At 31.7% G+C, this 15,836-nt stretch carries 13 protein-coding genes; 1 reads left to right on the top strand and 12 read right to left on the bottom strand.

All coding sequences use genetic code 11. The annotated features are described in order from the left end of the window. Nucleotides 1–73 precede the first annotated feature (73 nt). From AC2TDS_RS18215 to AC2TDS_RS18205, 3 genes are all read right to left on the bottom strand, one after another. Nucleotides 74–2,914 carry a M16 family metallopeptidase gene (locus AC2TDS_RS18215; protein ID WP_484737001.1) on the bottom strand — a complete coding sequence of 947 codons (2,841 nt, stop codon included), beginning with the start codon at nucleotides 2,912–2,914 and terminating at the stop codon, nucleotides 74–76. A gap of 424 nt (nucleotides 2,915–3,338) precedes the next feature. Continuing rightward, nucleotides 3,339–3,521, bottom strand: a complete 183-nt coding sequence (locus tag AC2TDS_RS18210) for a hypothetical protein (protein ID WP_484737000.1) — start codon at nucleotides 3,519–3,521, stop codon at nucleotides 3,339–3,341. Between the two features lie 481 nt (nucleotides 3,522–4,002). Next, a complete protein-coding gene (locus tag AC2TDS_RS18205; RefSeq protein WP_484736999.1) occupies nucleotides 4,003–5,436 on the bottom strand; it encodes a hypothetical protein in 1,434 nt (477 codons plus the stop codon). A 239-nt stretch (nucleotides 5,437–5,675) separates the two neighbouring features. On the opposite strand from AC2TDS_RS18205, the gene AC2TDS_RS18200 reads away from it, so the two are divergent. Next, nucleotides 5,676–6,551: an aldose 1-epimerase family protein gene (locus AC2TDS_RS18200; RefSeq protein ID WP_484736998.1), complete on the top strand. Its 876-nt coding sequence runs from the start codon at nucleotides 5,676–5,678 to the stop codon at nucleotides 6,549–6,551. Nucleotides 6,552–6,640: 89 nt separating this feature from the next. On the opposite strand, the gene AC2TDS_RS18195 is transcribed toward AC2TDS_RS18200, so the two are convergent. The 9 genes from AC2TDS_RS18195 to AC2TDS_RS18155 all read right to left on the bottom strand — a co-directional run bounded on the left by AC2TDS_RS18195 (nucleotide 6,641) and on the right by AC2TDS_RS18155 (nucleotide 15,729). Beyond that, nucleotides 6,641–7,687, bottom strand: a complete 1,047-nt coding sequence (locus tag AC2TDS_RS18195; RefSeq protein WP_484736997.1) for an AMP-binding protein — start codon at nucleotides 7,685–7,687, stop codon at nucleotides 6,641–6,643. Between the two features lie 11 nt (nucleotides 7,688–7,698). After that, nucleotides 7,699–8,643 (bottom strand): CPBP family intramembrane glutamic endopeptidase, encoded by a 945-nt coding sequence (locus AC2TDS_RS18190; protein WP_484736996.1) that lies wholly within the window; start codon nucleotides 8,641–8,643, stop codon nucleotides 7,699–7,701. Nucleotides 8,644–8,646: 3 nt separating this feature from the next. Beyond that, nucleotides 8,647–9,684 (bottom strand): o-succinylbenzoate synthase, encoded by a 1,038-nt coding sequence (locus AC2TDS_RS18185; protein WP_484736995.1) that lies wholly within the window; start codon nucleotides 9,682–9,684, stop codon nucleotides 8,647–8,649. After that, complete coding sequence (locus AC2TDS_RS18180) at nucleotides 9,684–10,199, bottom strand: SRPBCC family protein (RefSeq protein WP_484736994.1); 516 nt, start codon at nucleotides 10,197–10,199, stop codon at nucleotides 9,684–9,686. Before AC2TDS_RS18180 ends, AC2TDS_RS18185 begins: the two co-directional genes overlap by 1 nt. A gap of 23 nt (nucleotides 10,200–10,222) precedes the next feature. After that, nucleotides 10,223–10,900, bottom strand: coding sequence for a metal-dependent hydrolase (locus AC2TDS_RS18175; protein WP_484736993.1), 678 nt, complete (start codon nucleotides 10,898–10,900; stop codon nucleotides 10,223–10,225). Between the two features lie 10 nt (nucleotides 10,901–10,910). After that, nucleotides 10,911–11,723, bottom strand: a complete 813-nt coding sequence (locus tag AC2TDS_RS18170; RefSeq protein WP_484736992.1) for a DUF4349 domain-containing protein — start codon at nucleotides 11,721–11,723, stop codon at nucleotides 10,911–10,913. Nucleotides 11,724–11,745: 22 nt separating this feature from the next. Next, the gene (gene menA, locus AC2TDS_RS18165; protein WP_484736991.1) at nucleotides 11,746–12,672 is read right to left on the bottom strand and encodes a 1,4-dihydroxy-2-naphthoate octaprenyltransferase; all 927 of its coding nucleotides are present in this window, start codon (nucleotides 12,670–12,672) and stop codon (nucleotides 11,746–11,748) included. 171 nt (nucleotides 12,673–12,843) lie between these two features. Beyond that, on the bottom strand, nucleotides 12,844–13,011 hold the full coding sequence (locus AC2TDS_RS18160) for a hypothetical protein (protein WP_484736990.1): 168 nt from the start codon (nucleotides 13,009–13,011) through the stop codon (nucleotides 12,844–12,846). Nucleotides 13,012–13,026: 15 nt separating this feature from the next. After that, nucleotides 13,027–15,729, bottom strand: coding sequence for a DUF8693 domain-containing protein (locus AC2TDS_RS18155; protein ID WP_484736989.1), 2,703 nt, complete (start codon nucleotides 15,727–15,729; stop codon nucleotides 13,027–13,029). Nucleotides 15,730–15,836: the final 107 nt, after the last annotated feature.

Genomic DNA, 15,836 nt, shown 5'->3' with positions numbered 1-15,836 from the left:
TAGTAGTGTTCAAATACAGTTTCAGCTATTTACAAAAATTGTGAGAGGTGACTGTTTTTTTAAAAATAGCATATTATTTCTCTGGTTTTAAAACACCTACAATAGGACCATTAGTTAGATACTTTTTAGCTATATTTTGAATATCATGGGTAGTCAATGCATTTACTCTATCTTCAAAAGTAAAAGAGTTAGTTGCATTATTTTTTAGATAATCAATGTTTTTTAGTGTATTTAGCCAATAACGATTTTTTTTTAGGTTTTCTTTATGATCAGCGATCATTGCTTTTTTAACTTTCATCAAATCCTTATCTGTAGGTCCCTTTTTTACCATTAATGCAACTTGATCAATAGAGATCTTTTTTAGCTTTTCAACATTGTCTGGATCACATGGAAAGGAGATGGTAAGGTTAAACCACCCGTAAGGCATTTTTGCTATAGAACCACGTGTTCTTAATGAATATACCCCTCCTTCTTGTTCACGTAATTTTTCTATTAATTTAATACTAACAATATCGCCTAAAGTAGAAAAAGCCAACGCTTCTTTTTGGTTATAGTTAGCTTTTCCTTGATATATAATGCCAACATTACTTTTAGGATCTTTACCTTTAGATACTGTTTTATCAAAGGCACCAGATAACGGTCTAAAATCAAATGTTTTGCATGATTTTTTCGAGTTTTCACTTGGTAAACTCCCGATGTATAATTTCGCAAATTCAGCTAGTTTATTTTCATCAATATTTCCAACAAAATAAAAATTAAAACCTCCAGCATCGGCAAAACGCTCTTGATACTTTTTATATGCTAAATTATAATCGGATTTGTCATATGCTTCAGGAGTAGGAAAACCAATGTAACGTGGGTTTCCTTCATTTAAAAAGTCTTCCATTTCTTTTTGGAAAAAGAAATTCGGGCTGGCTAAAAGGTTTGCTAGAAAACTTTTCTGTTTGCTTATAAACGAATTATAAGCTTTGTCATCTTTATTTAAAGAGGTAAAATACAAATGTACCATTTGAAATAAATCCTCAAGGTATTTTGGAGAAGCAGTACCTGTAAAACCTTCACTAAAACTATCGATAAAAGGAGTAACTTTTGCAATTTTACCAGACATCATTTTAAATAAATCTGTTTTAGAATACCCATTAATTCCAGCTTCAACCAAACCCTCATTGATAAAAGCTGTAGCATTTAAATCTCTATCTGAATATAATGAGGTACCTCCAAAACTGAAAGCATTAAATAAAATTTCATCATTTTTAAAATCAGTTTTTTTATACGTAACTGTAGCTCCATTACTAAGTGTTAGAGTGGTGATGGCTAGTTCATTATTATTGGTGGTATTGATAATTGTACCTGGTACTGGCTTCTTAATCATTAAAGAAGTAGCCACTACTTTATCTTCATATGGTTTTAAATCTTTTGTTTTAACATCTTTTAATGCATCAATTACCTGTTCTTTCGTTACTGTTTTTTTAGGACCAGTAAGTACCACAACTCGGTTATCATCATGCAAATAGTTATTGATAAGTTTGTTTACATCGTTAAGTTTAATCGTTGGTAATAACCTTGCGTGCATCTTATATTTCCAATCAATACTTGGTATAGGATCTTGTTTTAAATAATGTTTTATATAGTCTCCAATAATCGCTCTAGACTCTCTTTTATCTTTATCCTTAAAGACCTTTTCAATGTTGGCAATAATATGATTTTTGGTTCTTTCTAACTCTCCTGGCTTAAACCCATAACGCTTTACTCTTTCATTTTCATCTAATAGAACTTTTAATCCTGTCAATTGCCCTTCAGTACTTGTCACTGCAATCGATTGGTAGGCATTTTTTCCACGAGCCCAAGTACCACCATGATAACTATATCCATATATAAAAGGAGGTATTTCGTTGTTTTGTAGCTCATCAAATCTATTATTAATCATTTCCGTAAATAGTGAATTTACTAGTGACACTCTATAGTCACCTACGGAAACATTAGGTATAGCCTCATTGTGATCTTTGTATATTAATTGTACTCTTGAAAAAGGAGCTTCTTTATCAGCTTCAATAGCTATAAATGTTTCTTGATGATTTTGTAATGGAGAAACACTTCTTATTTTAGGTTTTTTGAAGGGTGTTATTTTTTTAAAATGAGCTTTTATTTTTTCTTCAAGTATAGAAACGTCAACATCACCTACCGCTATTACTGCCATTAAATCAGGACGATACCAATCTTTATAAAAACGACGCAAGCTTTCATATTTAAAGCTTTTTAAACTATTTTCTGTACCAATAGGCAGTCGATCTGCATATTTTGACCCATACATTACAATGGGGAGGTATTTTTCAAGCATTCGGCTGTCGGCATTTCTTAGAGACCTGTATTCTTCTAAAACAACATCACGTTCTTCATCAATATCTTTATCAGTAAGCAATGCACCATTGGCCCAGTCTTCAATGATTTGGAACCCTTTTTCTAACTTCTCTTCATCATCACTTGGTATGGGTAAAATATAAATAGTTTCATCAAATCCAGTATAGGCGTTTAAATGTGTACCAAACTTTACTCCAATAGATTGAAGATAATCAACTATTTCATTTTTTTTAAAGTTCTTAGTTCCATTAAAGTTCATGTGTTCCATAAAGTGGGCTAATCCTAATTGGTCATCATCTTCTAAAATAGAACCAGCATTAACAACTAGACGTAATTCAAGTTTATTGGTTGGTTTAGGGTTTTGTTTAATATAATAAGTGATCCCATTTGAGAATGTACCTATTTTAACAGAAGGATCTACAGGGATTTTCATTGACATCAATCCCTGTTTTTTCTTTGATTCCACTTCTAATTTAAGAATACTCAATAGATTTTCCAGTATATTAATCACAACCATCGATTTATGTTGTTTTTTTATATTAAGTTGTTTAGCCATTTCTGTTATATTTTAATACATATTCCCATATTTCTAAATAACTTCACTGCCATTCTATTTTTCATCTATTCCCATACCTTTTCTACTGAATTCAGTTCAGGTAAATATGGAGATATTCATATGATTTTGATATTATTATAGAATGACGATATGTTGACAAGCTTGGAGCCCTGAATGATCGATAATGATTATTTTAAGTTTCGAGAATTTGTTTACTGATATCTTTAAGATAGACTTGAGAAGGAGTTTACCAATAAAAACTCTCACCAGTAATTGGAGAAAAACATCATTAGTCATTTATAACGACATTGATATGATACTACTGCATAGCGCATTTTTTTACTAACTCTAGCTTTTGTTAGGTGATGAACCAAAAGGAGGATCATCCCGAAAACAAAGATTGGCTAAAATCAAAGGCTTTAGACTATCTATAATGGTACTTAAAAGATTGGATAGTATTTTTAACAGTTCCTATTGCCTTATACCATTTACCGTTTGAATTTACCGCAATAAAACGTCCTTTTTCCCTTTCTATTTCAATATAAAAAGAAATCATAGCTACTACTATTATTGATTTTTCTATCTTACCTAAAGAAAAAAAACTCATTTTCTTTTACAGTAAATTCAAACGGTAAATGGTATAACAAAGCATCTTAAAACCTTGATTTCTATTTATCTTACACTCACCGTTCATTTTGCTTTTCTTAGCAAAGCCCGATAAACAGCAATCTTTACTCGAAAAGGTGTTGAATTAAAGGCTTAACCTGCCTAGTTTTAAATCAAATCTCACTATTTCTAAGTCTTCTTTGGAAGTAAAAATAATACCGAAGTCAGGTTATAAAGTTTAGGGCTTTTTGTTGGGTTTTAAAATAGCTCTAATTTTTTAACAACCTAACGCAAAACAAGACAAAAATAAAATTGCGTGCTCTATTGGCTATTTTACTTTCTATGATACGTATTCTTGAGTGAAGTTACACCTTCATTTTCTTTTTCTCTTACTTGAGCATTACCTGTTAATAGGTATTTATTTTAGCAATTCTTCCCATCAAATTAACATCAGAAATAGTATTATAGATTTCACTCAATATCTACCTTAACATGTTTGTCATAAATTCTTCTACTTCTTGTTTCGTTTTTAAAGCCTCAACCTCATCAAAAGTTTTGCCCTCTGCTCTACTGACGTAAGCATTGAATATATGGCTCAGATATAAGGGCGATTTTTCTTTAGTTCCAAAATTAATCGCATTATGACAACTAAAACAATTAGCTAAATTATCAACGTTTATCTCAGAAACACTACTTTTAAATGTTTGTGTATACGTTTCCATAGTTGTATTAGCACAATTCAATGACCCTCTTGCCAACGAACTAGGTATTGCACTACCAATGTGTTTACCTATTTTATTAATTTCATTGGCTTTATCTTTAAGAGTTAATCCATCCGTATCAATCCAAATGGAACCATTATAAAAATAGTTTTTCCAAACATCCATTAAGCAAGCTTTCACACAACTATTAATTTTCGTTATATTGTTAAAATTCTCGGGCTCCTCCTGACTTGTTTTCATAAATCCATTTGTAGTATCTCTTGGTACTCCATATTGAAAAAGGTCAAAAATCTTGTATTTTTCTTCAGCTTCTTTACCGTTCCATGTTATGCCATCAATATCTGTGCTTGTACCTGTTGCAAACAAAAGTTTATCTGTTGATGAACTAACTTTGTTTTCCTTCCAGTTGTAGTTTGGTGCTATCTGATCATGTTCAAAAGTTGCCCAAATAAATTCTGGATGATTTTCTACAACAGCAACTACGTGCATGCCAAGAAGCGCAACCTCCTGCTTTGTAAATACTTTTCCATCTGTACTCATGGAAGCTATGGTAGTGTAATATTTTTTTAATTCATCTTCTCTAATAGCGCTAGTTACCACCCACGATGCTTTTAACTCCAAAGCTCCAACAGGAAATGTTGCTAAATTATTTCTATCTAATTCACCCTTCACCAAAGAATCTTTATACTTTAATGCCGCTTTTTTCATTATTGAATCTATATGAATGGAATAAAAAACTGGTTTAGAGATATCGTTTTTATTAAATGCTGGATTTGTTTTTAAAATTCCACCGAGTCCAGCCTGAAGAGTATCTATTAATACAACAGTTGCTCCTTCTTCCACCGAAACATCCTCCATATGCGATGTTACTTGAAACATCGCATTTGGGTTTAAAAAAAGCGGTATACTGTCTTTTTCTACAATCGTTGGTTTGGTTAACCATAAAAACTTTTGCCATGACCATTGGTGGAAAACCATGTTAGGTGTATTTTGCGAATCAAACGGACTCCCTTTTCCTTCAGCTGGTGCCGGTGTTTTCGAATGTGGAAACCAGTTACTCATGCAAACAGTACTCTCCTCTTCTATACTCATAGACTTCTCGTATGTTTCATTTTCTTTCTTTCTACAAGAACTTATAAGAATAGCACTCAATAGAAGTGTAATGCTTAGCGCTGATTTAAAGGATAATTTCATGATTGTTTTGTTTTATTTATCCTTCAAAAATGCTGAATTATACAATCCTAATTTTAAAATATGTCATAAGGAGTCATATGTATGTCATAAACTATGTTAATCATGTTATTATGATAATATTTGGTTTTTCACAAACAATTCTTAATTACTACGCTCAAATAACACATGGGTTTTTCTATATTTAAAGTCTGTAAGTATATACTTATAAAAGTAACCATATAAAATTAATTACCTTATAAATGACGGTCCATTTAGAAAATGATTATTTACAAATTAGCATAAAAACCCTAGGTGCTGAGCTATCTAAGGTTTATTCAAAAAAAACGAAGTTAAACTACTTATGGAAAGGAGATGCTGCTTTTTGGAAACGTCATGCTCCTGTTCTATTTCCTATTGTGGGTAAATTAAAAAATGACCGTTATTTGTTGCACAACACATATTATAGGTTGTCCCAACATGGCTTTGCTAGAGACATGGAGTTTTCTATTCTTTCACAAAATAATACACAAGTTATCTTAGCACTTAACTACTCGGCAAAAACACTGGTTCATTATCCTTACAAATTCACTTTACAGATTAGCTATGAGCTCAATAAAAGCAAGATAATCACTCGCTATAAAGTGAGTAATACAGATCATAAAACAATCTTCTTTTCAATTGGTGCTCATCCTGCATTTAACTGCCCTTTAACTCCAGAAACGGTGTTTAGCGATTATTATATAGAGTTTGAAAAAGATGAATCTCCTACTCAACTATTTTTAAATCCAACCACCGGTTTTCGCGATAATACGGTTAAAGAAATGACAATCAAAAGTAACATTCAATTATCCTACGACTTGTTTGCAAATGATGCAATTATTTTTGAAAACATCAAGTCTAAAAGAGTTTCGCTGAAATCAACTAAACATTCACACGGTGTTCATCTAGAAATGCAAAACTGGGAGTATTTGGCTTTTTGGACAAAGAAAAATCAGGCACCATTCATTTGTTTTGAACCTTGGATGGGAATCACTGATTCAGAAAATAGTAATCAAATTTTTACGTCGAAAAAAGGTATTCAAAAGCTCCCTGTGAATAGTGCATATGAGAACAATTACACCATAGAGTTTTTCTAATCTTGTCCTTATAATCATGTTTGTGTTTTACCTATAGACCAGCACTGACCATACCCAATTATGGTCGGTAAATTAGCATCCGAATGGTATTAACTGCGCAGCAAAAGATCGAGTGTTTTTTTACGCTGTATTTTTTTTGTTTCTGTTTCTATAAAATTCTTAAGAAAGAAAACTTCTTTTGGTACTTCGTATTTAGAAAGATCATCTACTTGTTTAAAATCAATGTTTTCATTACCTCCTTCAACAACTAAAATTAATTTTTCTCCCAGTTTATCATCATTAATTCCAGCTACAAAAAACCGTTTATCTAGTATTTGCGATATTTTTTTTTCAATGTGTTCAGGGTATAATTTTATTCCTCCTGAGTTAATTACATTGTCATAGCGCCCCAACCATTCGAACTCAGTATCTGAAATTATTGTTACCACATCATTGGTAACAACTTCTTGATCGCATACTAGTGGCGCTTTTATTACCAAACAATTTCGTGCATCTTGTTTGATAACAACATTCGGAAGGGTTTTATAAACAGCCTTTATTTCCTTATTTATTTCCGAGTTGACAAAATCATTGAGTTTTTTCACAGCGATATGCGTAATGGTCTCTGTCATTCCATAGGTAGCAAAAACCTCGGTGGAAACACTTTGAATTTTGGTTATTAGGTTAGGAGAAACTACTCCACCTCCTACTATCAATTTCTTCACTTTATGCAGGTCTCTCAAAGATGCTTGTAGTTGCATGGGTACCATTGCCGAGAAATCATATATGTCCTGCACTCCTTCTAGGGGATTTACTATGGGATCTAAAACATCAATATGCCAACCTAAGGTTAAAGCTCTCACTAACATCATTTTTCCTGCAATGTATTTCGGTGACAAACACAATAACGCATTTGTGTTTTCTTTTATATTAAAAAACGTTCCTGTTGCTTTTGCCGAATTCACCATATACGTTTTTTTTAACCGTAAAGGTTTCGGGCTACCCGTTGACCCAGAGGTTTGAACAGTTACGTATTCTTTGTTATCAAACCATTCATTTAAAAACGTATATACTTCTTTTGATACCTTTTTAGCATGGTATAGCAAATCATCTGTTGTCTCAGATGATTTCCCATTTAACTTAAAATTAGGATGCATTATTACAAAACTTATTCATTAGTGAACCCTGTTATTTCCTCTAATCCGGAATTTTCATAAGGCTTTTCTATTTTTCCTAGTAATTTCTCACTCCAATTTTTCCAACCATATTTTTTAGAAAACACATATAGAATTAGCGGAAAAATCACTAAAACAGGAATTAATATATCAGTCATCGCGTTAGGTTCGGATGAATCTATAAATATTGAATTCGTTTGAAAAGCTGTCCAATCTGCCGTGACTAGTAATGCCGTTATAAGGTTGTTTGCTGCATGAAAGCCTAAGGCTAATTCCAAACCTTCATCCATTAAAGTAATTATTCCTAAAAACAAACCTGTACCTATATAGTAAATCATGACAATGTTTCCTAGCTTTTGTACTTCAGGATTTGATAAGTGCATTAATCCAAAAATAACAGATGTAACAACCAAAGGGAGCGCTCTATTTTTAAATTTAGCTCCAATTCCTTGCAATAAATAACCTCTAAAAAAATACTCTTCGAAACTTGTTTGTATTGGAATCAATATTATTCCTATAATTAATAAGCCTAAAAACTTATTCGATGTAAAATTTAATTGCATGTAATTAGGATTCACAAAATATTGAATCAGTACAAATAATATGGTAATTCCTCCCCATAAAGAAAAAGAAAACCAACATCTCTTCCAATCTATTTTATTTCGGGAAGTGGTTAATGAGGTTATTGTTTGTTTATGTACATATTTAACCCACAGAAATAAAGAGCCTAAAAAAAAGCAAAAAGGAATTAGCATCTCTATAAGTAGTAAATTTTTTCCCTTTTCCAGAATTTGTTTTCTAATTAGAGCCCCTTGATCAATATTCAGTAATTCTATAGCTATAAAATTCAAAGCCATAAATCCCATAAAACCAAATGAGTAAATAAGATACTTCCAAAAACCTAATTTCCCTTTATATGCTTGCTGTATAAAATTCATATCTTATATATTTATGTTCCAATTCTTCTCTATATTATATTGTAAACTACCGTTGATAACCTCTAAGGGACTTTTAAAGTTATTGGTAAATAAACTCCCTGTCCCTAAGCCTTGTGGCAGTGAGTTCTTTAACGTATAGGTCCATTGCGCAATAGCATTTAAACCTATATTACTTTCTAATGCACTAGTAATCCAGTTTCCAGCATGATGTTTATGAGCTGTATCAATCCACTCCGTACTTCCTTTAAAACCTCCCACTAAACTTGGTTTTAAAATAATATATTGAGGTTTTATAGTTTCAATACATTTTTCTTTCTGCTCTTTCGTGAAAATTCCAATTAGTTCTTCATCTAATGCAATGGGTAACGGTGTTTTTTCACATAAACCAGCCATTTCTTGCCATTGACCTTTTTTAATGGGTTGCTCTATTGAATGTAATTCTAGCTTCGATAAGCGATCTAACTTCTCAAAAGCTTCTTCGGGTGAAAAAGCACCATTTGCATCAACTCGAAGTTCGATTTCTTCAACGGAAAATTCCTTTCTAATAGATTGTAATAGGGCTATTTCGGTATCAAAATCTATAGATCCAATTTTCATTTTTATGGTTGTAAACCCTTGTTGCAACTTCTCTTTTATTTGTTGTTGCATAAACGCTTTATCTCCCATCCAAATTAATCCGTTTATCGCTATTGATTTTTTTCCCTTTGTAAATTCTGAAGGGTATAATTCAAACATATCATTGGCTTCTAAAGAACGAAATGCTTGCTCTAACCCAAACTGAATAGATGGATATTCGATAAGCGATTCATACAATAGATTTAAACCGAGCTCTATATGTTCACAAACCCATTTAAGTTTTTCTTCGTAATCTAATTTGTCATCAGTGCTTAAGCCTCTAAACAACCCACATTCTCCAACACCTTGTTTTCCTTCTTTATCTATAATCAAAAACCAAGTTTCTTTTGTTTTTAAAACACCTCTAGAGGTTCCACTGGCTTGTTTAAATTCTAAAATAAATTGTTTATACCTAGCTTTTACCATTATTGATTTTCTACAAACTGTTTAAAATTATCAAGATATTGTTGATCTTGCTTTACTAGTTTTCCTTTTACATAAGGTAAGATACATCCTAAAATAAAGCTACTACTTTTGCAATTCGCGTGCAGTGTTACTATTGTTTTATCTGCTTCTTTTTCAAAGATGTAATCATCGGTTTTTAGCATCCCTCCACCATTAAAATATAATTTGATGTTCCTATTAGGTTCAAAGGCTACTATTTTTTCTTTTAAAATAATTTCTTGTCCTTGATTTTCAATAGTTACTTGGTAGGTGCTTCCAACAATTTCTTTGGTTTGATTTACCGCTTTAATAGACTTCAATTCGGGAATCCATTGTAATAGATTTTCGTCGTTATTAAATAACTCAAACACCTCTTCCAAAGGTCTATCGACACTTACTTTTACCGTATAGTTTAATTCATTAACAACAATACCTGTGGCAAAAAATATCACTGATAATCCAATGACAATTCCTAAACTTATTTTTACTGTTTTCATATAACTAATTTCAATGGATTCTTTTATAAAGTAATAGAATCACCAATTTCTAATAATATAAGTTCTTTACTAGCTTTTGAAAATTTCCCGATAGCTTCCTCAGTATTTATTTCAATGGGCGGAAAGGTATTGTAATGGCAACCTATAACTTTAGTACATTCTACTAAATTACTTGCAATAATCGCATCTTCTACTCCCATAGTAAAATTATCTCCTATTGGTAAAATAGAAGCTGTTAAGGTGGTAACCATTGGAATTAGTTTCATGTCCATAGTTACTGCAGTGTCACCAGCAATATATAATGATTTCTCTCCTGCAGTGATAACAAAACCTCCAGGTTGCCCCCCATACGTTCCGTCAGCGAACGAAGAAGTATGAATAGCATTTACATATTTTGCAGAAAAGGTATCTGTTTTAAAGGTCCCACCGTGGTTTACTGGATGGGTATTTAATTTTTTTGCGCCATAATACATCACTATTTCATAATTAGAAATGATTATGGCTCCCGTTTTTTCAGCAATTAATTCAACATCCAACACATGATCTTGATGCGCATGTGTTATTAAAATATAATCTGCTTTTATACCATCTATGTTAACATGCGATGCTTTTTGATTGCCTGTTATAAACGGGTCTACCAAAATATGAGTTCCTTCTATATCGATACCAAAGCAAGCGTGACCGTAAAATGTAATATTCATATTTTTATATTTATTTTTTATCGTAATTATAGCTGTTTTTTTCATTCTTTCTCCATTTCTTAGCAAGATAAACCAACAGAACTATTAGAATTATAAATGGCCAAATATTCATTAAAAAAACAGCAAATGCCTTTATATTGTCCACTCCATTTTTAATGCCTTTGAAAAGGTCTTTTCCGAAGTTGTTCTTACTAGATATTTTTTTGTAAAAATTAATATCTATCGTTGAAAATGCTACTTGATTCTGTAGGTATTTAAGCTTCCCTTCAGTTGCTTCAATATCTTCTCTTAGCTGACCTAACTCTTTCTCTACAGCCAGTATTTCTTTTACATTTTTTGCTTTTTTTAAAATCGCTAGGTATCTATTCTCTAATGCTTTTTTATTTGTAAGTCTGCTTTCAATATCGAAAAAGCGTTCGGTAACATCTTGTATCGTTATGTTCTTTTGATCAAAACTTTCTACACCTTCAGAAATTTCCTTAAAAAAAACATCAAAATGACTCGCCGGAAGTCTTACTGAAAAGGCATTGCTTTTTCGAAAAGAGGTGGTAAATTCATTATCCGATGAAATATATCCGCTATACTTTTTTACAGTATTAAGAATTTGGTCTCTAGTTACTTTTAAATCATTTGTTTCAAATTCTATTCTTCCATTTTTTATAAGTTTTCGATACTGTGAAGTAAACTCAGTCTTATTTTGCTCAGAGTTGCCACTTTCTTGCTCCGAATAATTTGAGCCATATTCTTCAAGCCTCATTGACTCGCCTTCTTTACAGCTTATAACGATGAGAAATAAAAAACATGTAATTAATAGATTTTTCATTTTCTTGTGATTTTTTTGAAAGTTACAAAACTTGTCCCAGTCCAAAAAGAATAGCAAATAAAAACGTGCTTAGAGCTACTTTTTTTAATTCTCCATCTAACAATGATTCTTCTTTGTTTTTCATTACAAAAAATATGTGTTTTACTAATGGAATATATGCAATGACAAATAAAAATTGAAATGGTGATTGAAAACGCACCGCTGTATACAACAGCGCAAATAGAAATGAGGCTCCAATTAGATAGTAATGATAATATTTGGCAAATTCTGTTCCTATCTTAACCACAATCGTATTTTTTCCAAATTTTTGATCGTTATCCTTATCTCGCATATTGTTCAAGTTAAGTACCGCCATACTTAATAGTCCAACAGTAAATCCTGGTAAAAATATGGTGAAATTTAATTCTTTAGTGTATAAAAAATAGGTCCCGACTACCGCCAGTAAGCCAAAGAAAATAAACACAAAAAAATCTCCAAAACCACTATAGCCATAGGCTGACTTTCCAACGGTATATTTTATTGCAGCAACAATAGAGGCTATTCCTAAAACAAAAAATAATATAGAATACCCAAAATTCTGTTTTCCAAAAGCAATATAAATAAGCGACACTGCAACTATTAAAGTCAAAGTCGCAGTCACTACCATAGCTCGTTTCATTTGAGCCGCACTTATGGCTCCTGAAGACACCATTCTGGCTTCTCCTTTTCTGTTATCATCTGTTCCTTTGATTCCATCTCCATAATCATTGGCAAAGTTAGATAACACCTGAAAGCCAATCGTGGTAAGAATTGCTAGCCAGAAAATTGAAGTTGTTATTGAAGGTGTATACATACGGAGTCCACCTAAAGACAGAAAGTAATCATAATTCCCTAAAGAGGCTCCTACTATAATACCTGATACAGATAAAGGTAATGTACGTAAACGTGCTGCTTTTATATAATTTTTCATATTAAAATATAATGTTCAAAGATAAATATTTACCATAAAAAAAAGGAAGCATCGTTATACAATCCTTCCTTAGTTAATATTTGTACGTAGTATTAGGCTATCGTACTGATATTAAAAAAGTAAACCCACTAAAAAGAAACATTTTTTAGTGGATTTACTTTTTAAAAACTACTAAAATCCATCACCTGGGTCTTCCGGGCTTTGAGCTTGTGCTTTTTTAGGAGCTAATAACAGGTAGGTACCTATAGCTGTTAAAGCAGTATATTTACCATAATTACCTATTTTTTTTAAAGCCTCTTTACGAGATATCTCTGTATTATTTTTTGTCTGCTTTTTCATGATAATATCATTAAGTTATTCAATAATAATTTTCTTACTAATCCTTCCTTGCTCAAAAGTCAAATCAACAATATAAACTCCACTTTTAATATCAGGCAGGGCTACTACAATTGCATTTGTTTTAGATTTAATGTTTTTTTGCATTACTTTCTTTCCAAGAATTGAATATACAGTGATGTCTGCCGCTCTAGACTGTAACCCATTGATAATTAGCTTATTTTTATCAGAAACGTACATGTTTGGATTTTGTAAAAAATGATTATCTTCATTACTAAGACTTATAGAACTCGTGTGTAAGTAAAATCGACCTATTCCAGTATTATTAGATGCTACACTAGTTTTATAACTTTCTTTAGACAGGTTTACAAAAACGTTATTCACTTTATCTTCCAAATATACTTCTATATCATTCGGCAAGTTTAAACATTCAACTGAAAATTGAATATCTTCATCACTTGAAACCTTTATCCCTAATGGAACAACAATACTTTCCATATCGTTTTTAGGTAAAGACTGAATAGCAAAGTTATCTCCTTGATTTTCATCTACTAATTGAGAGAATAAAGAATATTCACTTAAAACACCTGAAAAAACCCGACCATCAAATCCGTTATCAAAGCCTCTCGTTGTACCATCTATGTAGTATACTTTGGTACTTTTTGAGATACCGCTTTGAGTAGCTATTAATTTTATTTCTGTATTTGGATTTCTTCGAAAGGTATCAGCTTGATGACTTTGATTAAATGTTTCAAAAATGATGTCAGAATTAGAATTAGCACTTACAAAAAACCCTTGACCAGGAGCTACTTGAAAATCTCCATCAATTCCAGACATTTTCATATCATAACTATCGGTCGCTTGATTCCATAACCAAATTGTATCCTCGGATAATACCGAAGAGTTTTTTGTAAAGAAAGCTCCAAGGTTAATATAAGATGTAAAAGGGTTTCCTACTAAATTAAAACTATTTGAATCCTGACTTATAGCACGTGTTATATTCGTTGTATTTATAGCTCCTGTCAAACTTAAATCTCCAGAGGTATTCAACTTTACAGAAAAACCTTGACCAGAAAAAACGCTTCCTGTACTAGCTAATGTTAGATAATTCCAGGCTGTACCATCGTTATCATAAAGTCCTATACCAATATTACTCCCTGCCCCAGAGGCAAAAGTATGATTAGCAATCAAATTATTAATAGTTTCACCTGAAACAGGAGAAGAAATCAGATACCAGTTGTCTGTTTCTAAATTTCTTTTATACGTGATATTATTTCCTGTTGCTGATTCTTCTATAATCAATGAGCCCCCAGAATTAATGGTAACATTACCATTATTGTCTATTTTTTTTGATGTTAGAGATTTATCTTCATCTACCATAAATTCCCCTCCGGCGTCTACAGTAAGTTCATTTATTATTACATCAGCAAGATCTAAAGTAACTATTGATCCGTTTGGTATAGATACATTATCCGTAGTATTAGGTATTCTAGCCAAACTCCAATTACTCGCCTCAGACCACTCTCCATTTGCACTAACAAAAGTATTATCATTATATGCTAACACTTTTAGGTTATCGACCTTATAATCTTCAATATTCGAATTACTTTTTGCTTCAATTTTTATTTTAAACTGAGTAGCGTTTAAACCTTCAATCGTTTCAGAAAAATTAAACACTCCTTCCGAAATATTATTTGTTCCCGAATATGTATGCCCCTCTCCATTATCTTGCACTAAGGTATAAGTTCCTCCGTTATCTATAGAATAATAGATATCAAAATAATCGCTAACTTCATAAGTTGCATTGGTAAATCCAAGATCCATTTCAAAGCCGATTTTAGACTTTCCTGCAATATCTATTGTTTGTGTTTCAAAAACCGTAGTATTATTCACATCATTAAATAAAAGATACCCATCTACCACGGATACAAAGTCATATCTATTTAACAACTGTTCAGAGTCAATCAAAGATAGTGACCATTTTGTAACAGTATCATAATCTCCTTTATATTCAGATACCGTAGAACCTGTACCTATTAAACCTGTGTCCTCAGCATACACATCAAAATCTTCCTTAAATAGTGAAACAGAATTTCTTATTATTTCAATTTCATCAAATTCGATTCGCTGGTTAGGACCCTTAGTATTTAATTTAAACATTAGCCTAATACTGGTTGCACTGCCTATATCAGCCTGAGATATGGGAATTTCAATATCATTAAAATTTCTATCTCCCACTACTGTTGGCGCATTATGATAAAAGGTATGATTTTCATTTCCTTCAGAATTAAAACTCGGAACTTTTGTGTATGTCGCTCCTCCATTCAAAGAATACTCAACATCTACATATCCTTCACCTGACCAAGTACTTGTGTTAACTAACATATCAAAATCTAAATCATCAATTCTAATTATCACGTCACCTGTTTCTGTAGAAATATCTACATCCTGAAATATTATTTTTGCTTCACCGTCAAGATCTCTTCCTCTTAACATAGATGATGTTACTTTTAAATAATCATTATTATTATTATCAAGTTCCGACCCTGACGTATCCAAAACCCATTTGGTAACTCCAGACGGATAGTCTCCTGAATTTGTTCCATCTATACCGAATATTCCTGTACTTTGAGTATAGCTATTAAAATTTTCTTCATACAAAACTTGAGCTTGCACATTATTTAGCATTAGTATTAATACTAAGAACAACTTATTCTTCATGATTCTATTAATTTAAAATTATTTTATAACTTACGGAAGACTACAAAAACTGTATTGAATTAATATAAATTTTTAAGAACTAATCTTTTCAAATTTCTTTTTCATAC

Source organism: Tenacibaculum profundicola (assembly GCF_057220795.1).
This window is presented reverse-complemented; position numbering and strand designations above follow the sequence as displayed.

Coding starts and splice junctions, on each gene's coding strand:
- AC2TDS_RS18185 (WP_484736995.1), bottom strand. CDS start 9,684: ATGGTAAAAGCTAGGTATAAACAATTTATTTTAGAATTTAAACAAGCC.
- menA (WP_484736991.1), bottom strand. CDS start 12,672: ATGAAAAATTATATAAAAGCAGCACGTTTACGTACATTACCTTTATCT.
- AC2TDS_RS18190 (WP_484736996.1), bottom strand. CDS start 8,643: ATGAATTTTATACAGCAAGCATATAAAGGGAAATTAGGTTTTTGGAAG.
- AC2TDS_RS18195 (WP_484736997.1), bottom strand. CDS start 7,687: ATGCATCCTAATTTTAAGTTAAATGGGAAATCATCTGAGACAACAGAT.
- AC2TDS_RS18215 (WP_484737001.1), bottom strand. CDS start 2,914: ATGGCTAAACAACTTAATATAAAAAAACAACATAAATCGATGGTTGTG.
- AC2TDS_RS18210 (WP_484737000.1), bottom strand. CDS start 3,521: ATGAGTTTTTTTTCTTTAGGTAAGATAGAAAAATCAATAATAGTAGTA.
- AC2TDS_RS18170 (WP_484736992.1), bottom strand. CDS start 11,723: ATGAAAAATCTATTAATTACATGTTTTTTATTTCTCATCGTTATAAGC.
- AC2TDS_RS18160 (WP_484736990.1), bottom strand. CDS start 13,011: ATGAAAAAGCAGACAAAAAATAATACAGAGATATCTCGTAAAGAGGCT.
- AC2TDS_RS18180 (WP_484736994.1), bottom strand. CDS start 10,199: ATGAAAACAGTAAAAATAAGTTTAGGAATTGTCATTGGATTATCAGTG.
- AC2TDS_RS18175 (WP_484736993.1), bottom strand. CDS start 10,900: ATGAATATTACATTTTACGGTCACGCTTGCTTTGGTATCGATATAGAA.
- AC2TDS_RS18200 (WP_484736998.1), top strand. CDS start 5,676: ATGACGGTCCATTTAGAAAATGATTATTTACAAATTAGCATAAAAACC.
- AC2TDS_RS18205 (WP_484736999.1), bottom strand. CDS start 5,436: ATGAAATTATCCTTTAAATCAGCGCTAAGCATTACACTTCTATTGAGT.
- AC2TDS_RS18155 (WP_484736989.1), bottom strand. CDS start 15,729: ATGAAGAATAAGTTGTTCTTAGTATTAATACTAATGCTAAATAATGTG.